This window comes from Cellulosimicrobium funkei, assembly GCF_001019615.1.
Classification (GTDB): domain Bacteria; phylum Actinomycetota; class Actinomycetes; order Actinomycetales; family Cellulomonadaceae; genus Cellulosimicrobium; species Cellulosimicrobium cellulans_E.
Genome location: NZ_JNBQ01000008.1, coordinates 62,602 through 77,557, shown reverse-complemented (window position 1 = coordinate 77,557; position 14,956 = coordinate 62,602). Strand labels below are relative to the sequence as shown.

Annotated in this window: 18 protein-coding genes; 1 reads left to right on the top strand and 17 read right to left on the bottom strand. The window is 74.7% G+C overall.

Features of this window, described 5'->3' with window-relative positions; all coding sequences use genetic code 11:
- Positions 1-73 precede the first annotated feature (73 nt).
- The 5 genes from FB00_RS09460 to rpsB all read right to left on the bottom strand — a co-directional run bounded on the left by FB00_RS09460 (position 74) and on the right by rpsB (position 4,469).
- On the bottom strand, positions 74-931 hold the full coding sequence (locus FB00_RS09460; protein WP_047232660.1) for a phosphatidate cytidylyltransferase: 858 nt from the start codon (positions 929-931) through the stop codon (positions 74-76).
- A gap of 32 nt (positions 932-963) precedes the next feature.
- Positions 964-1,521: a ribosome recycling factor gene (gene frr, locus FB00_RS09455; protein ID WP_047232659.1), complete on the bottom strand. Its 558-nt coding sequence runs from the start codon at positions 1,519-1,521 to the stop codon at positions 964-966.
- A gap of 75 nt (positions 1,522-1,596) precedes the next feature.
- A complete protein-coding gene (gene pyrH / locus FB00_RS09450) occupies positions 1,597-2,352 on the bottom strand; it encodes a UMP kinase (protein ID WP_047232658.1) in 756 nt (251 codons plus the stop codon).
- Positions 2,353-2,511: 159 nt separating this feature from the next.
- Positions 2,512-3,351: a translation elongation factor Ts gene (tsf, locus tag FB00_RS09445; RefSeq protein ID WP_047232657.1), complete on the bottom strand. Its 840-nt coding sequence runs from the start codon at positions 3,349-3,351 to the stop codon at positions 2,512-2,514.
- 134 nt (positions 3,352-3,485) lie between these two features.
- A complete protein-coding gene (gene rpsB, locus FB00_RS09440) occupies positions 3,486-4,469 on the bottom strand; it encodes a 30S ribosomal protein S2 (protein ID WP_047232656.1) in 984 nt (327 codons plus the stop codon).
- Between the two features lie 454 nt (positions 4,470-4,923).
- On the opposite strand from rpsB, the gene FB00_RS09435 reads away from it, so the two are divergent.
- Entirely contained in the window at positions 4,924-5,478 is a 555-nt protein-coding gene (locus FB00_RS09435; protein ID WP_231581790.1) for a M23 family metallopeptidase, read from the top strand.
- A gap of 22 nt (positions 5,479-5,500) precedes the next feature.
- Here FB00_RS09435 and FB00_RS09430 read toward each other — a convergent pair whose 3' ends face one another.
- From FB00_RS09430 to rpsP, 12 genes are all read right to left on the bottom strand, one after another.
- Positions 5,501-6,475: a tyrosine recombinase XerC gene (locus FB00_RS09430; RefSeq protein WP_082141165.1), complete on the bottom strand. Its 975-nt coding sequence runs from the start codon at positions 6,473-6,475 to the stop codon at positions 5,501-5,503.
- A gap of 128 nt (positions 6,476-6,603) precedes the next feature.
- Entirely contained in the window at positions 6,604-7,944 is a 1,341-nt protein-coding gene (dprA, locus tag FB00_RS09425; RefSeq protein ID WP_047232654.1) for a DNA-processing protein DprA, read from the bottom strand.
- Entirely contained in the window at positions 7,937-9,475 is a 1,539-nt protein-coding gene (locus FB00_RS09420; RefSeq protein WP_047232653.1) for a YifB family Mg chelatase-like AAA ATPase, read from the bottom strand. Before FB00_RS09420 ends, dprA begins: the two co-directional genes overlap by 8 nt.
- Entirely contained in the window at positions 9,475-9,834 is a 360-nt protein-coding gene (locus tag FB00_RS09415) for a YraN family protein (protein ID WP_047232652.1), read from the bottom strand. The genes FB00_RS09420 and FB00_RS09415 overlap by 1 nt, the downstream gene beginning before the upstream one ends.
- A gap of 114 nt (positions 9,835-9,948) precedes the next feature.
- Positions 9,949-10,248, bottom strand: coding sequence for a DUF2469 domain-containing protein (locus FB00_RS09410; protein WP_024840525.1), 300 nt, complete (start codon positions 10,246-10,248; stop codon positions 9,949-9,951).
- A 37-nt stretch (positions 10,249-10,285) separates the two neighbouring features.
- A complete protein-coding gene (locus tag FB00_RS09405) occupies positions 10,286-11,143 on the bottom strand; it encodes a ribonuclease HII (RefSeq protein WP_369799756.1) in 858 nt (285 codons plus the stop codon).
- Positions 11,140-11,943 carry a signal peptidase I gene (gene lepB, locus FB00_RS09400; RefSeq protein WP_231581789.1) on the bottom strand — a complete coding sequence of 268 codons (804 nt, stop codon included), beginning with the start codon at positions 11,941-11,943 and terminating at the stop codon, positions 11,140-11,142. Before lepB ends, FB00_RS09405 begins: the two co-directional genes overlap by 4 nt.
- 143 nt (positions 11,944-12,086) lie before the next feature.
- Positions 12,087-12,446 (bottom strand): 50S ribosomal protein L19, encoded by a 360-nt coding sequence (gene rplS, locus FB00_RS09395; RefSeq protein WP_047232651.1) that lies wholly within the window; start codon positions 12,444-12,446, stop codon positions 12,087-12,089.
- 275 nt (positions 12,447-12,721) lie between these two features.
- Positions 12,722-13,537: a tRNA (guanosine(37)-N1)-methyltransferase TrmD gene (gene trmD / locus FB00_RS09390; protein ID WP_047232650.1), complete on the bottom strand. Its 816-nt coding sequence runs from the start codon at positions 13,535-13,537 to the stop codon at positions 12,722-12,724.
- A 2-nt stretch (positions 13,538-13,539) separates the two neighbouring features.
- Entirely contained in the window at positions 13,540-14,133 is a 594-nt protein-coding gene (rimM, locus tag FB00_RS09385; RefSeq protein WP_047232649.1) for a ribosome maturation factor RimM, read from the bottom strand.
- Positions 14,134-14,273: 140 nt separating this feature from the next.
- Positions 14,274-14,513, bottom strand: coding sequence for an RNA-binding protein (locus tag FB00_RS09380; RefSeq protein ID WP_024840519.1), 240 nt, complete (start codon positions 14,511-14,513; stop codon positions 14,274-14,276).
- The gene (rpsP, locus tag FB00_RS09375) at positions 14,513-14,950 is read right to left on the bottom strand and encodes a 30S ribosomal protein S16 (RefSeq protein WP_047232648.1); all 438 of its coding nucleotides are present in this window, start codon (positions 14,948-14,950) and stop codon (positions 14,513-14,515) included. The genes FB00_RS09380 and rpsP overlap by 1 nt, the downstream gene beginning before the upstream one ends.
- Positions 14,951-14,956 lie beyond the last annotated feature (6 nt).

The following is a 14,956-nucleotide window of genomic DNA, read 5'->3' as shown; positions in this document are numbered from 1 at the left end:
CATGAGGAGGTCCAAGCGTGGGGGGTCGTGCGGACGGTTCGCACCGCGGTGCGAGCGGGTCGTCGGACGGCTGTCAGACGGCGAGCGCGAGGAGCACGTACACGAACGGGGCGGTGAGGAGCATGGAGTCGAGCCGGTCCAGGATGCCTCCGTGACCGGGCAGGAGCGACCCCATGTCCTTCAATTCTAGGTCGCGCTTGATCATCGACTCGGCGAGGTCGCCGATCGTGGCGGTGAGCGGGGCGAGGACACCCAGCGCGACGCCCAGGAGGGGGCTCGCTCCGAGGCCCACCACGGCTCCGACCACACCGACCGCCGTCGCGAGCACGAACGAGCCCGCCAGTCCCTCCCAGGACTTCTTGGGGCTCACCGAGGGAGCCAACGGGTGGCGCCCGAACAGGACGCCCGCGACGTACCCGCCGACGTCGTTCGCGACGGCGAGCAGGATGAAGATCAGGACCCGGACGCGTCCGTCGGGCGCCGCGAGCATGAGCATGACGAACCCCGCCATGAACGGCAGGTACGCCGCCGCGAACGTCGCCGCCGCGGCGTCGCGCACCGCCGCGGTCCCCGACCCGTCGATGACCCGCCACACGACGGCGCCCGCGACCGTGAGCATGAAGGAGACGAGCAGCGCCTCCGGGCCCGAGTAGAACGAGGACACGAGGATGCCCACCGTGCCCACGAGGAGCGGGAGGAGCGGGAGGTGCAGCTCGCGGCGCTTGAACGCCTGGGCGAGCTCCCACAGCGCGGCGCCGACCGCCACGGTCGCGAGCAGCACGAAGAACTCGGGCCGGAAGGCGAGGCTCGCCGCGACGAGCGCGAGCAGGCCGAGGCCCACCGCGATCGCCACGGGGAGGTTGCGGCCCGCCTTCGGGGCGCGCGCCACGGAGGTGCTGTCGCCGGCGGCCGTCGAGGAGGTGTCGGTCATCGGTGCGTGGAGGAGCTCGCCGGACGAGGTGCTCAGACCTCGAGCAGCTCGCTCTCCTTGCCCGCGAGCAGCACGTCGACCTGGTCCACGTGCGCCTTGGTGAGGGACTCGAGCTCCTTCTCGGCGCGCCCGACCTCGTCCTCGCCGGCCTCGCCGTCGCGCGCGATGCGGTCCAGCTCCTCCTTGGCGCGACGACGCACGTTGCGGATCGCGACGCGCGAGTCCTCGGCCTTCGACTTCGCGAGCTTCACGAAGTCACGGCGACGCTCCTCCGTGAGGGCGGGCAGCACGACGCGGATGACGTTGCCGTCGTTGGACGGGTTCACGCCGAGGTCGGAGTCGCGCAGCGACTTCTCGACCGCCGTGATCGAGCTCTTGTCGAACGGCGAGACGAGGATCGTGCGAGCCTCGGTCACCGTGAACGACGCGAGCTGCTGCAACGGCGTCGGCGCACCGTAGTAGTCGACCGTGATCTTGTTGAACATCGCGGCGTTCGCACGGCCCGTGCGGATCGCGGCGAAGTCCTCCTTGGCCACCTCGACGGCCTTGTCCATCTTCTCCTCGGCCTCGAGGAGGGTCTCGTCGATCACCAGTGCTCCTTCGTCGTTCGTCGTGGGTCGGTCCGTGCGGTCGCGGCCGGGGTCTCCGGCGTCGGCGCACCGATGTCAGTCGGTCGTGACCAGTGTGCCAATATTCTCGCCGACCAGGGCACGGGTGACGTTCCCCGGCTCGCCCATGCCGAAGACGCGCATGCGCACGTCGTTGTCGCGGCACAGGCTCAGCGCCGTCGCGTCCATGACGCCGAGGTCGTTGACGAGCGCGTCGGTGTAGGTGAGGTGGTCGAGCTTCGTCGCCGACGGGTCCTTGCGCGGGTCGGCCGTGTAGACGCCGTCCACGCCGTTCTTGCCCATGAGGACCTCCTGGCAGTGCGTCTCGAGGGCGCGCTGCACGGAGACCGTGTCGGTGGAGAAGTAGGGCATGCCGGCGCCGGCGCCGAAGATGACGACGCGGCCCTTCTCGAGGTGGCGGATGGCCCGCAGCGGGATGTACGGCTCGGCGACCTGGCCCATGGTGATGGCGGTCTGCACGCGCGTCTTCACCCCCGCCTGCTCGAGGAAGTCCTGGAGGGCGAGGCAGTTCATCACGGTGCCGAGCATGCCCATGTAGTCGGCACGCGCGCGGTCCAGACCGCGCTGCGAGAGCTCGGCGCCGCGGAAGAAGTTCCCACCGCCGACGACGATGGCGACCTGCACGCCCTGGGCGACCGCGTCCGCGATCTCCCGGGCGACGCGCTGGACGACGTCGGGCGCCAGACCGATCTGCCCGCCGCCGAACGTCTCGCCCGACAGCTTGAGGAGCACCCGCCGGTGCTCGGTCCCCTCGCGGGGCGTGGTCTGCTCGCCTGCCGTCACTGTCGACACCTGTCCTTCGTCCTGGCCCGGTGGGGCGGGGTGGTCCTGCTCCGCCGTCGTCCCACCCGATGGTGCGGCACGACGCCGGTCGTCGCGCGCCCGGGGCCGGGTGCGCGGTCGGCCCGGTCCCACCGCCTCGCGGGCGACGGGACCGGGCCGACGGGGGCGTCAGGCGCCGACGCGGTACCGCACGAACTCGGTGATGGTGCCGCCGGCCTCGGAGACGACCTGGCCGACCGTCTTCTTGGGGTCCTTCGCGAGCGGCTGGTCGACGAGGACGACGTCCTTGAAGAAGCCGTTCAGGCGACCCTCGATGATCTTCGGCAGCGCGGCCTCGGGCTTGCCCTCGTTGCGCGAGGTCTCCTCGGCGATGCGGCGCTCGTTCTCGACCGTCTCGGCCGGGACCTCGTCGCGCGACAGGTACGTCGGGGACATCGCGGCGACGTGCTGCGCGACGTCCTTCGCGACGGTCTCGCCCGCGGCGTCCGTGGCGACGACGACGCCGATCGACGGCGGCAGGTCGCGCGCGGTGCGGTGCAGGTACGCGGTGACGCGCTCGCCCGCGACGCGGGTCACGCGGCGCAGGACGATCTTCTCGCCGAGCGTGGCGGCCTGGTTGTCGATGACCTGCTGGACGGTCTCGCCGTCCGCGTCGGCGGCGAGCGCCGCGTCGGCGTCGCGCGCACCGGCGTCGGCCGCAGCCTTGAGGACGCGGTCCGCGAGAGAGATGAACGTGTCGTTCTTCGCGACGAAGTCCGTCTCGGAGTTGAGCTCGATGAGCGTCGCGACCTGGCCACCCTCGGTGTCGCGGATGTCGACGGCGATGAGGCCCTCGGAGGTCGAGCGGCCCTCGCGCTTGGCGACGCCCTTCAGACCCTTGACGCGGATGATCTCGAGCGCCTTCTCCGCGTCGCCGTCCGCCTCGTCGAGAGCCTTCTTGACGTCGAGCATGCCGGCGCCGGTGCGCTCGCGCAGGGCCTTGATGTCAGCGGCGGTGTAGTTCGCCATGGTGGTTCCTCACTCGTGGTTCGTCACGGGTTCTTCGTCACGGGTACGTGCAGGGGGCACCGTGGCGGTGCCCGGTGTGCGCCGGTGGGACGGCACGGGGTGCGCGGCGGTCGCCCGCCGCGCACCCCGGGACGTCACTTGGTCTCGTCGGCCTCGGCGTCGGCGACCACGGCCTCGGCGTCGGCGACGACGGCAGCCTCGGCGGCGGCCTCCTCGACGACCTCGGCGGTGGCGTCGCCCGGCTCCTCGGCGGCGACCTCGGCAGCAGCCTCGGCCACGCCCTCGGCCGCGGCGGCCTCGACGTTCGCCTCGGCGGCGGTCTCGTCGGCCTCGAGCTGCTTCTCGGCACCGGCGAGGAGCTCACGCTCCCACTCGGCGAGCGGCTCGGCCTCGGCGCCCGCCTCGGCCTCGGCGCCCGAGCGACCGGAGTGGCGCTGGAGCAGGCCCTCGGCGGCGGCGTCCGCGATCACGCGGGTGAGCAGCGTGACGGAGCGGATGGCGTCGTCGTTGCCGGGGATCTTGTAGTCCACGACGTCGGGGTCGCAGTTGGTGTCGAGGATCGCGACGATCGGGATGTTGAGCTTGCGCGCCTCGTCGACCGCGAGGTGCTCCTTGTTCGTGTCGACGATCCACACGGCGGAGGGGACCTTCGCCATGTCGCGGATGCCGCCGAGCGTGCGGGCGAGCTTGTCCTTCTCGCGACGCAGGACGAGGAGCTCCTTCTTGGTCAGGCCAGAGCCCGCGACGTCGTCGAAGTCGATCTCCTCGAGCTCCTTGAGGCGCTGGAGACGCTTGTGCACCGTGGTGAAGTTGGTGAGCATGCCGCCGAGCCAGCGGTGGTTCACGTAGGGCATGCCGACGCGCGCGGCCTGCTCGGCCACGGGCTCCTGGGCCTGCTTCTTGGTGCCGACGAACAGGATGGAGCCGCCGTGCGCGACGGTCTCCTTGACGAACTCGTACGCGCGGTCGATGTACGACAGCGACTGCTGGAGGTCGACGATGTAGATGCCGTTGCGCTCGGTGAAGATGAAACGCTTCATCTTCGGGTTCCAACGGCGGGTCTGGTGCCCGAAGTGGACACCGCTCTCGAGGAGCTGGCGCATGGTCACGACGGCCATGACACGTCCTTTCGCCGTGCGGCCCGGGATCCACCCGGTGCGCGCACGCTTCTGGCGGCCCCTCCCGGAGGACGGACCGCGGTGCGGTTGTCGGTGACGACCCTGGTGGTCGCACCCCTGGCGCCACCCGTGCCGACGCCTGCGACGCACCGTTCGAGCAGGTGCGGGCAGGACCGACGCCGGACGCGGCCCCGCCCGGACCGGCCGAGCCGGGAGGATGGGCGAGGACGTGACGCGCGAAGTCGACCGGCTCCGTCCTCGGCCGAGGTGATCACCCCGGGCCGGGCACGGCGAACGCGCCGGTCGCAGCGGCAAGTCTACCCGACGGCAGGGCCGACCACAGCCGCCGGTCCGGGGCGCCGCCAGGGCCCGTCGTCCACAGGCCGCAAGACCTGGCTGCCCGACGCAGGGCTGCGTCGGGCACCCTGGCGCGATGCCTCACGACCGTACCCCCGTGACGACCCGACCACGTGCGGTCGCCCTCGTGCTGTCCGCGCTCCTGCTCGCCCTCGCACCGGCGGCGTCCGCCACGACGGGCGGGCGTGGCGAGGTCACCTCGGCCGCGTCCGCCGAGTGGGTGCCGCCGCTCGACCGAGCACCCGACGCGCTCGGCGTGCTCGCGCCGTTCGACCCGCCGCTGCAGAGCTGGCTCCCCGGTCACCGGGGCGTCGACCTCGCCGCCACCGCCGGGGAGCCCGTCCTGGCCCCGGCGCCGGGAGTCGTCACGTTCGCCGGTCCCGTCGCGGGGCGCGACGTGGTCGTCGTCACGCACGACGACGGCCTGCGCACGTCGCTCGAGCCGGTCACCGGCACGGTGCCCCGGGGGACGCGCGTCGCCGCGGAAGACGTCGTCGGGACCGTGCAGGGCTCCGACGGCGGGGCCGTCGCGAGCCACTGCGCGGGCGCCTGCGTGCACTGGGGCGTGCGTCGGGGCGAGCGCTACGTCGACCCGCTCGCGCTGCTCGGTGAGCGGCCCCCGATCGTGCTGCTCCCGCTCGGGGAGCCGTGACCGGACGACGGCGGCCCGGGGCTCAGGCGCGCGGGAAGGCCTGCTCGAACGAGCTGCGCAGCCGCTCGGCCGTCACGTGGGTGTAGCGCTGCGTCGTCGCGAGCGACGAGTGCCCGAGGATCTCCTGCACGCTGCGCAGGTCGGACCCGCCGGCGAGGAGGTGCGTCGCGGCGCTGTGCCGCAGGTCGTGCGGGGCGACGTCGTCGACCCCAGCCGCGAGCGCGAGGCGGTGCACGACGTCGCGCACCTGCCGCTGCCCCCACCGACCGCCGCGGTCCCCGACGAGGAGGGCCGCGCCCGACCGCTCCGTGACGAGCGCCGGCCGCCCCGTGTCCAGCCAGCGGGTCACCGCCCGGGCCGCCGGGACGCCGAAGGGCACGACCCGCTCCTTGTCCCCCTTGCCGAGCACCCGGACGACCCGCTGCGACAGGTCCACGTCGTCCACGTCGATCCCCGCGAGCTCCCCCACCCGGATCCCGGCACCGTACAACAGCTCGGCGGCGGCCCACTCGCGCAGCCGGGCCGGCTCGCCCTCGCCCGCCGCCTCCCGGGCGGCGTCGAGGAGCCGTCCCGCGGCGTCGGCCGTGAGCACGGTCGGCAGGGTGCGCGGGACGCGCGGGCTCGCGAGGCGCGCGGCGGGGTCCGCCGTGACGCGTCCGGTCCGGCGCGCCCAGTCGAAGAACGCCCGTGCGGCCGCGCCACGCCGCGCGAGCGTCGCACGGGCGAGCCCGCGCTCCGACTGCTCCGTCAGCCACGCGCGCAGGGCGGCGAGGTCGACGTCCTGCGGCGACGTCGCGCCGTGCCGGGCGGCATGGTCCAGCAGCGCCTCGACGTCGCCCGTGTACGCGCGCACCGTGTGCGCGGACGAGCCCTGTGCGACCTCGAGATGCGTCCCGAAGTCCGCGAGCGCCGTGTCGAGCGCCGGCGGCAGGGAGTCGGGCCGGCCCTCGCCCGGTGGTGCGTCGGCGGCTGCGTCAGGACGGGTCGAGCGGGTCATCCCCCCCAGTCTCGCGCGCGGTACCGCAGGACCGCCGGAGGCGCTCCGGCCGCCCCCCTCAGCCCGCCGGAAGCGCTCCGGCCGCCGCCCTCCGCCAGCCGCCGCCGTGACGCGCCAGACCGGCCTCCTCACCCCGCGCGCACGCGCCGCCACCCGCCGGGCGTCCGCTCGGCGAGGCCGCGGATCTCGAGCCGCCCGAGGGCACCGACGGCCTCCGAGACGGCGAGCCCGGCCGACCGGGCGACCGCGTCCGTCGGTGCGCCCGAGCGCAGCGGCAGGGCGTCCCACGTCCGGGTCTCGACGGCGTCGAGCCCGTCGTACGCGGCGCCGCGGGGCGCCCTGCGCGTCCCCGCGGCCGGCGCCGCCGGTGCCGCGTCCCGCGCGAGCGCCCCGGCCAGCTCCGCGACCTCGTCGGCGTCGGTGACGCACACGGCGGCACCGTCGCGCAGGAGCCGGTGGCAGCCGGTCGACGCCATGGAGGTCACCGGCCCGGGCACGGCGCCGACCGGTCGGGAGAGCTCGGCGGCGCGCACCGCCGTGCTCAGCGACCCGGAGCGCCAGGCCGCCTCCACGACCACGGTCGCACCCGCGAACGCCGCGATGAGCCGGTTGCGCAGGAGGAAGCGGACCCGGCTGGGCACGGAGCCCGGCGGGACCTCCGACACCACGGCGCCGCCGGTGCCCACGACGGCCCGGAGGAGCTCGGTGTTGCCGACCGGGTAGAGCCGGTCCACCCCGCCCGCGAGGAACGCGACCGTCGGGGCGGACGACACCAGCGCGGCGCGGTGCGCCGCGGCGTCGATGCCGTACGCCCCTCCGGAGACGACCGTGAACCCGCGCGCCGCGAGTCCCGAGGCGATCTCCCCCGTCACGTGGCGCCCGTAGTCCGTGCAGGCGCGCGCCCCCACCACCGCCACGGACCGCGCCGCGAGCTCCGCCAGGCGGTCCGACCCACGGACCCACAGCGCGAGCGGACGGACCGCCCCGAGGTCGTCGAGTGCCGTGGGCCACCCCGGGTCGCCCGGGACGACGAGCGAGCCGTCGAGCCGTTCCAGCACGTGGAGCTCGCGGCGGGGGTCGAGGCCGTCGAGCCGCGGCGCCCAGCGCGCGACGGCGCGCAGGAGCCGCGCGACGGGCCCGCTCCGTGGGTCGCGGACCGGCGCGCCGCTGTCCTCCGTCGGCACCGCTGCACCGATCCCTGGCACCCCGAGCAGCCGCTCCAGCCCGGCTCGGTCGTCGCCGGCGCACTCCGCGAGCCCGACGAGCTCCCGGCGGGCCCGCGCCGGGTCGTTCACCGCCTCGACGAGCCAGGCGAGCGCGCCCGAGGCCCCGAGCTGCTCGACAAGCGCGACCGCGACCTCGTCCCCCGGCTCCGCCAGGCGTGACCACGCCGCCCGGGCGAGCCGGTCGTCAGAGACGTCGAACGCCGGGCGCACGGGTGGCGTCGGACCCGCACGGCGCTCAGCCACGGTAGCCCCGTGTCCGGAGCGCGAGCCCGGCGCCGACGTCGGCGCGCGTGGGCGCGGCGTGCCCGGCGAGGTCGGCGACGGTCCAGGCGAGGCGCAGCACCCGGTCCGCTCCCCGCAGGCTCAGCGTGCCGCGGTCGAGCGCGGTGTCGACGTCCGTCAGGAGGCCCGGGTCGGGCCCGAGCCGGTCGCGCAGCCAGGTGCCGGGAACCTCGGCGTTCGTCCGCCACGGCGTACCCGCCAGGCGCGCGGACGCCGTCTCCCGGGCGGCGGCGACCCGCCGCGCGACCGCGGCGCTCGACTCCGGCCGCCCCGCGCCCGCGCGCTCGACCCGTGTGACGGGCCGCACCTCGACCTGGACGTCCACCCGGTCGAGGAGCGGACCGGACAGCCGGCCGAAGTAGCGGCGCTGCGCGACGGGCGAGCACGTGCACTCGAGACCCTTGCCGACGCCCTTGCCGCACGGGCACGGGTTCGCCGCGAGGACGAGCTGGAAGCGCGCGGGGTACCGCGCCGTCCCGCCGGCCCGGTGGATCACGAGCTCGCCGTGCTCGAGCGGCTGGCGCAGGGTCTGGAGCACGCGCGCTCCGAACTCGGGCGCCTCGTCCAGGAAGAGGACCCCACGATGGGCGCGCGACGCGGCGCCGGGCCGGGGCAGGCCGCTGCCGCCCCCGACGATCGCCGCCGGGGTGGCCGTGTGGTGCGGGTCCTCGTACGGCGGACGGCGCACGAGCCCGGTCCCGGGATCGAACACCCCGGCCACCGAGTGGACGGCCGTCACCTCGACGGCCTCGCCCTCCGTGAGGTCGGGCAGGATCCCGGGGAGCCGCGACGCGAGCATCGTCTTGCCCGCGCCCGGCGCCCCGACGAGCAGGAGGTGATGGCCTCCCGCCGCCGCGACCTCGAGCGCGTGCCGCGCCTCCTCCTGACCCACGACGTCCGCGAGGTCGCCCGGCTGCGGGCGTACCGCGACAGGCCGGGGCACCACGACCGGGGACGCGGCGCCGCCCGGGTCGTCGAGCGACGCCCCGTGGAGCCGGGCGACGTCCGCGAGGGTGGTCGCCCCCACGACGCGCGCGCCGGGGACCAGCCGGGCCTCCTCGACGTCGGCCGCCGGCACGACGACCTCCTCGAACCCGGCGGCGACGGCGGCCGCCACCGCGGGCAGGACGCCACGCACGGGCTGGAGGCGGCCGTCGAGGCCCAGCTCGCCGAGGTGCACCACGTCCTCCACGGCGCGCACCGGGACGACCTGGGCGCCGGCGAGGAGCGCGACCGCGATCGCGAGGTCGAAGCCCGTGCCGGACTTGGGGAGCGCGGCGGGCGAGAGGTTGATCGTGACCTTGCGCTGCGGCCAGGCGATGCCCGACGACGTGACGGCCGCACGCACGCGGTCCCTCGACTCGCTGAGCGCCGCGTCCGGGAGCCCGACGAGCACGAACCCGGGCACCGACGCCGCGAGGTGCGCCTGCACCTCGACGACGTGGCCCGACAGCCCGACGAGCGCGACGGCCCGGGTCGTGCCGAGGCCCATCAGGCGCTCACCCCGACGAGGTGCTCCACCTGCGCGGCGCCCGCCCGCGCCACGAGCACGGCGACGACGTCGATGCGGACCGACCGCGCGCGCACGTCGTGGGTCGCGAGCCACTCCCCCGTGAGCCGCCGCAGGCGACCGAGCTTCGCGGGCGTCACGGCCTGGGCGGGGTGCCCGAAGCCGGTGCCACGACGCGTCTTCACCTCGACGGCGACCAGCACGTCCCCGTCGAGCGCGACGACGTCGAGCTCGCCGCGCGTCCCGCGCCAGTTGCGGTCGAGCAGGGTCCATCCCGCCTCGACCAGGTGGGCCGCGGCCACCCTCTCCCCGTACCGCCCGACGGCGTCCTTCGCTCCCATGGGCTCACCTCCGCCGCCCACCGTGGGCGACGGGGAGGGCGCGGTGCCAGAGGACTGCGGCCGCCTGTGGACGGGAGCGTCAGGAAGCCGTCCTGTGGACGGCCAGGACCGTACTCAGAGCTGGAGCTCGGCCTTCGCGAGCTCCTCGACGTTGACGTCCTTGAAGGTCACGACGCGCACCGACTTCACGAACCGGGCCGACCGGTACACGTCCCACACCCACGCGTCGGCGAGCCGCAGCTCGAAGTACACCTCGCCCGCGGCGGAACGCACCTGGAGGTCCACCTGGTTCGCCAGGTAGAAGCGACGTTCGGTCTCCACCACGTACGAGAACAGGCCCACCACGTCGCGGTACTCGCGGTACAGCGCGAGCTCCATCTCGGTCTCGTAGTTCTCGAGGTCTTCGGCGCTCACGCCTCCATCATGGACCATCGAGCGCTCGGCGCCCGCCTCAGCTCGTGGGCAGCGCGGCGTCCGGGTCGAGCTCGAGGACGTCCACGGGCTCGCCGTACGCGGGGGTGTCGAGACCCTCGTCCCCCCGCTCGGGCAGCCGCCAGGACCGGCGGTGCTGCGGCGTCGGGCCGTGCTCGCGCAGGGCCTCGACGTGCGCCGCCGCGCCGTACCCCTTGTTCTGGTCCCACCCGAAGGCGGGGTACTGCCGCGCGAGGCTGGTCATGAGACCGTCGCGCTCCGTCTTCGCGAGGACGCTCGCCGCGGCGACCGAGGCGCACTGGAGGTCCGCCTTGACCAGCGTGCGCACCCGCGGGTCGACGAGCCGCTCGTCGTCGTGCGGGTCGAGGTCGAACGCCTCGAAGAGGTCCACCGCCGAGGGACGGCTGAGCCAGTCGTGCTTGCCGTCCAGGAGGACGGCGTCGACGTCGCCGACCGTGCGCCGCACCTGGGCGAGCGCCCGGCGGCCCGCGAGGCGCAGCGCACCGACGATGCCGTGCGCGTCGATCTCGGCGGGCCCGGCGTGGCCCACGGCCCAGGCGACGGACCATGCGCGGGCGAGCGGCACGAGGGCCTCCCGCGCGGCCGCGGTGAGGAGCTTGGAGTCGGTGAGACCAGGAGGGCAGGGCTTCGTCTCGAGGTCGACGACCACGACGCCCACCGAGACCGGTCCGGCGAGCGCTCCGCGCCCGACCTCGTCCATGCCGGCGACGAGCCGGGCACCGTCGCGCAGCATCGCGCGCTCCTGCCGGAGGTCCGGGCGGCGCCGCGCAGGGGCACGACGCACGCGCGCCGGGGCGGCGGCGGGCGCCGAGCCCGGCACCGGACCGGCGGGAGGAGCGACCGCGTCCAGCGTCACGGCTCCACCTCGGGCACGTCGGCGAACACGTCGCCGGGGTTGCGCAGCAGGCCCAGGTGGGACAGGGGCCAGACCTTGACGAACGCCGTCCCCACGACGTTGCCCATCGGCACGAACCCGCCCCCGGGCTTGCCCGTGTTGTACCGGGAGTCCGCCGAGTTCTGCCGGTTGTCACCCATGACGAACAGCATGTCCGCCGGCACCGTCCGGTCGAACGGGTCCTGGCTGGGGATCGAGCCCGGCTTGATGTACGTCTCGTCGATCGACACCCCGTTGACGCTCACGCGCCCCTCCGCGTCGCAGCACACCACGTGGTCGCCCGGCGTGCCGATCACCCGCTTGATCAGGTGCTCGCCGGTGTCCTGCGGCAGCAGACCGACGAACGTCAGCGCCGCGCGCACCGCCTCCGACACCGGGCTCTCGGCCTGCGGCACCGGCGGCGGCAACCACCCGCCCGGGTCCTTGAACACCACGACGTCACCCCGGTGCACGTCGAACGCGCCCGGCACGAGCCGGGACACCATCACCCGGTCGCCCTCGACCAGCGTGTCCTCCATCGACGCGCTCGGGATGAAGAACGCCTGCACCAGGAACGTCTTGATCAGCAGCGACAGCACCAGCGCGCTGACCACGATGATCGCCGTCTCGCGCAGCAGCGACGACTTCCGCGCCGGACGCTCCGTGCGGGACGTGGCGAGGTGCTGCCCGTGCGGGGACTCCTCGTCGTCCCGAGGGCCGAGCGCCTCACGCTCGGTGCCGGCGTCGGGATGCGGGCCGCGGGGCGGGGCGCTGTCGGTCACGCGTTCACCATGCCACCTCGGACCGTGATCCGGGAAACGGGACCGGCCCGCGGACCGCGTGTCGCGGGGAACGACGACGGCGGCCGCCCCGAGGGGACGGCCGCCGTCGTGCGAGCGGAGCGGCAGTACCTGCCGACAGCCGATCAGCGAGCGGGCGCGGTGTCGCGCTTCTCCTTGATCTTCGCCTTCTTGCCGCGCAGCGCGCGGAGGTAGTACAGCTTGGCACGACGCACGTCACCGCGCGTCACGACCTCGACCGAGTCGATGGACGGCGAGTGCACGGGGAACGTGCGCTCGACACCCACGCCGAAGCTGATCTTGCGGACCGTGAACGTCTCGCGGACCCCGCTGCCCTGACGGGCGATGACGACGCCCTGGAACGCCTGGACGCGGGAGCGGTTGCCCTCGACGACCTTGACGTTGACCTTGAGCGTGTCGCCGGGGCGGAACTCCGGGACGTCGCTGCGCAGCGATGCTGCGTCGACGCTGTCCAGCGTGTGCATGGTGCTTCTCCTCGTCCGCCACAGGTCGGACGCGTGCTCGTGGCCCGGGCGCGCCGGGCCGTCGTCGTCTGTCGGTGGGGTGTGCCGTGCTGCGCGCGGACGGTCGACCACCTCGCGGTCGTCGACCCGTCGTGCCAGTCCGCCCGAGGATCCGGGCGCGGGCTCCCCTGTGGCAGAGGTTCCGGGGCGGCACACACCGGTCGACCATTCTGCCACATGCCGGTGACCGGCGGCAGCCGGGCCCGGCGCCCGACCCCAGCGCGCACCGCGGAGGGTCAGGAGGCGTCGTGACCGGCGCGGTCGAGGCGGCCGTCGACGACGGACCACCCGGCCTCGGCGAGGACCTCCAGGTCGTGCCGGTCGAGCGTGTCGACGTCCAGCGCGCGGACCATGTCCGGCCGCCGCACGGCGGTCCGGCGCAGGGCCTGGTCGCGGCGCCAGCGGTGGATGCGCGCGTGGTGGCCCGAGAGCAGCACGTCGGGCACCTCGAGGTCGTCCCAGGCCGGCGGCTTCGTGTACACGGGGTACTCGAGCAGGCCTGCGGCGCCGTGCGACTCCTCGACGAGCGACTCGGGATTGCCGACGACGCCCGGCAGCAGCCTCCCGACCGCCTCGACCATGACGAGCGCGGCGACCTCTCCCCCGTTGAGGACGTAGTCCCCGATCGACAGCTCGCTGACCCGCATCCCGGCCGACCGGTAGTGCTCGGCGACGCGCGCGTCGATCCCCTCGTAGCGCCCGCAGGCGACGACGAGGTGCTCCTCGGTCGCGAGCGCCTCCGCCGTGCGCTGCGTGAAGGTCTCGCCCGACGGCGTCGGCACGACCAGGTGCACGGCGCCCGCCGCGTCCGGCGTGCCGGCCGAGAGGCCCGCCACGTCGTCGATCGCGCGGCCCCATACGTCGGGGCGCATGACCATGCCCGCCCCGCCGCCGAACGGCGTGTCGTCGACGGTGCGGTGCCGGTCCGTCGTCCAGTCCCGCAGGTCGTGGACGCGCAGGTCGAGGATCCCCGCCGTACGCGCCTTGCCCACGAGCGACAGGTCCAGCGCGGCGAGGTAGTCGGGGAAGATCGTGACGACGTCGATGCGCACGGTCAGCCCTCGCCGTCGCGCGGATCGCCCGGCTCGCTCGCGGCGGAGCGCGACGTCTCGCCGCCGTCCGGGCTCGCCACCTCGAGCCGGTCCGCGTCCGACGCGAGCAGCCCGCCCGGCGGGTCGAGCACGACCCGGCCTCCGGCCACGTCGACGAGCGGGACGATCTGCCGGACGAACGGGACGAGCGTGCGCGCGCCCCCGGTCTCGCGCAGCACGAGGACGTCGTGCGCGGGCAGGTGCTCGAGTCCGTCGATGCGCCCGAGCGTCCGGCCGTCCGGGTCCTCCGCGCGGAGCCCGACGAGCTCGTGCGGGTACCACGCGTCCTCCTCGTCGGACGCGTCGACCTCGACCACGAGCTCGACGCCGCGCAGGGCCTCCGCGGCGGTGCGGTCGCGGACGCCCTCGAAGCCGACGAGCCACCGCCCCTGGTGCACCCGCACGGTCCCGACCGTGAGCGGCCCCGCCGTCGCGGGGCGCGTCTCCAGGCGCTCGCCCACGGCGAGGCGCTCCTCGGGGTCGTCGGTGCGCAGGTCGAGCGCGACCTCGCCACGCAGTCCGTGCGCCTTGCCGACGCGCGCGACGGTCAGCTCCATGGTCGTCACTCCTCCGGTGGTCCTGGTCGGGGTGGTGCCGGTCCGGCACCTGGTCGGGCGGCGGGAACAGGAAGGCCCGGCCCGCCGGTCGGCGAGCCGGGCCTTGCCCGTGGCCCCTCGCGGGGCACGATGTGCGGGCCTCAGCGGCGGTCGACGTCCACGACGTCGACGCGGACCGGCCCGTCGGTCGCGAGCGCGCCGATCACCGTGCGCAGGGCACGGGCGGTGCGTCCGCCACGACCGATCACGCGGCCGAGGTCGTCCGGGTGCACCCGGACCTCGAGCAGGTCACCGCGACGCAGCGTCTTCGCGTTCACCCGGACGTCGTCCGGGTTGTCCACGATGCCGCGCACGAGGTGCTCGAGCGCCTCGGCGATCATCAGGCCTGCTCGTCGGCAGCGGCCTCGTCGGCCGTGTCGGCGGGCTCCTCGGCCGGAGCCTCGGTCTTCTTCTCGGCAGCCTTGGCCTTGACCTTCTCCGCGTCCGCGGCGGCGGCCTCGATCGCGGCGGCCGGGTCGACCTTCTCGCCCTTGACCTTGAGCGTGCCCTCGGCCCCGGGCAGGCCCTTGAACTTCTGCCAGTCGCCCGTGATCTTGAGGAGCGCGAGCACCTGCTCGGTCGGCTGCGCGCCGACGCCGAGCCAGTACTGGGCGCGGTCCGAGGTGATCTCGATGAACGAGGGCTCCTCGGTCGGGTGGTACTTGCCGATCTCCTCGATCACGCGACCGTCACGCTTGGTGCGCGAGTCCGCGACGACGACACGGTAGTACGGCGCACGGATCTTGCCGAGACGCTTCAGACGAATCTTGACGGCCACAGTGGT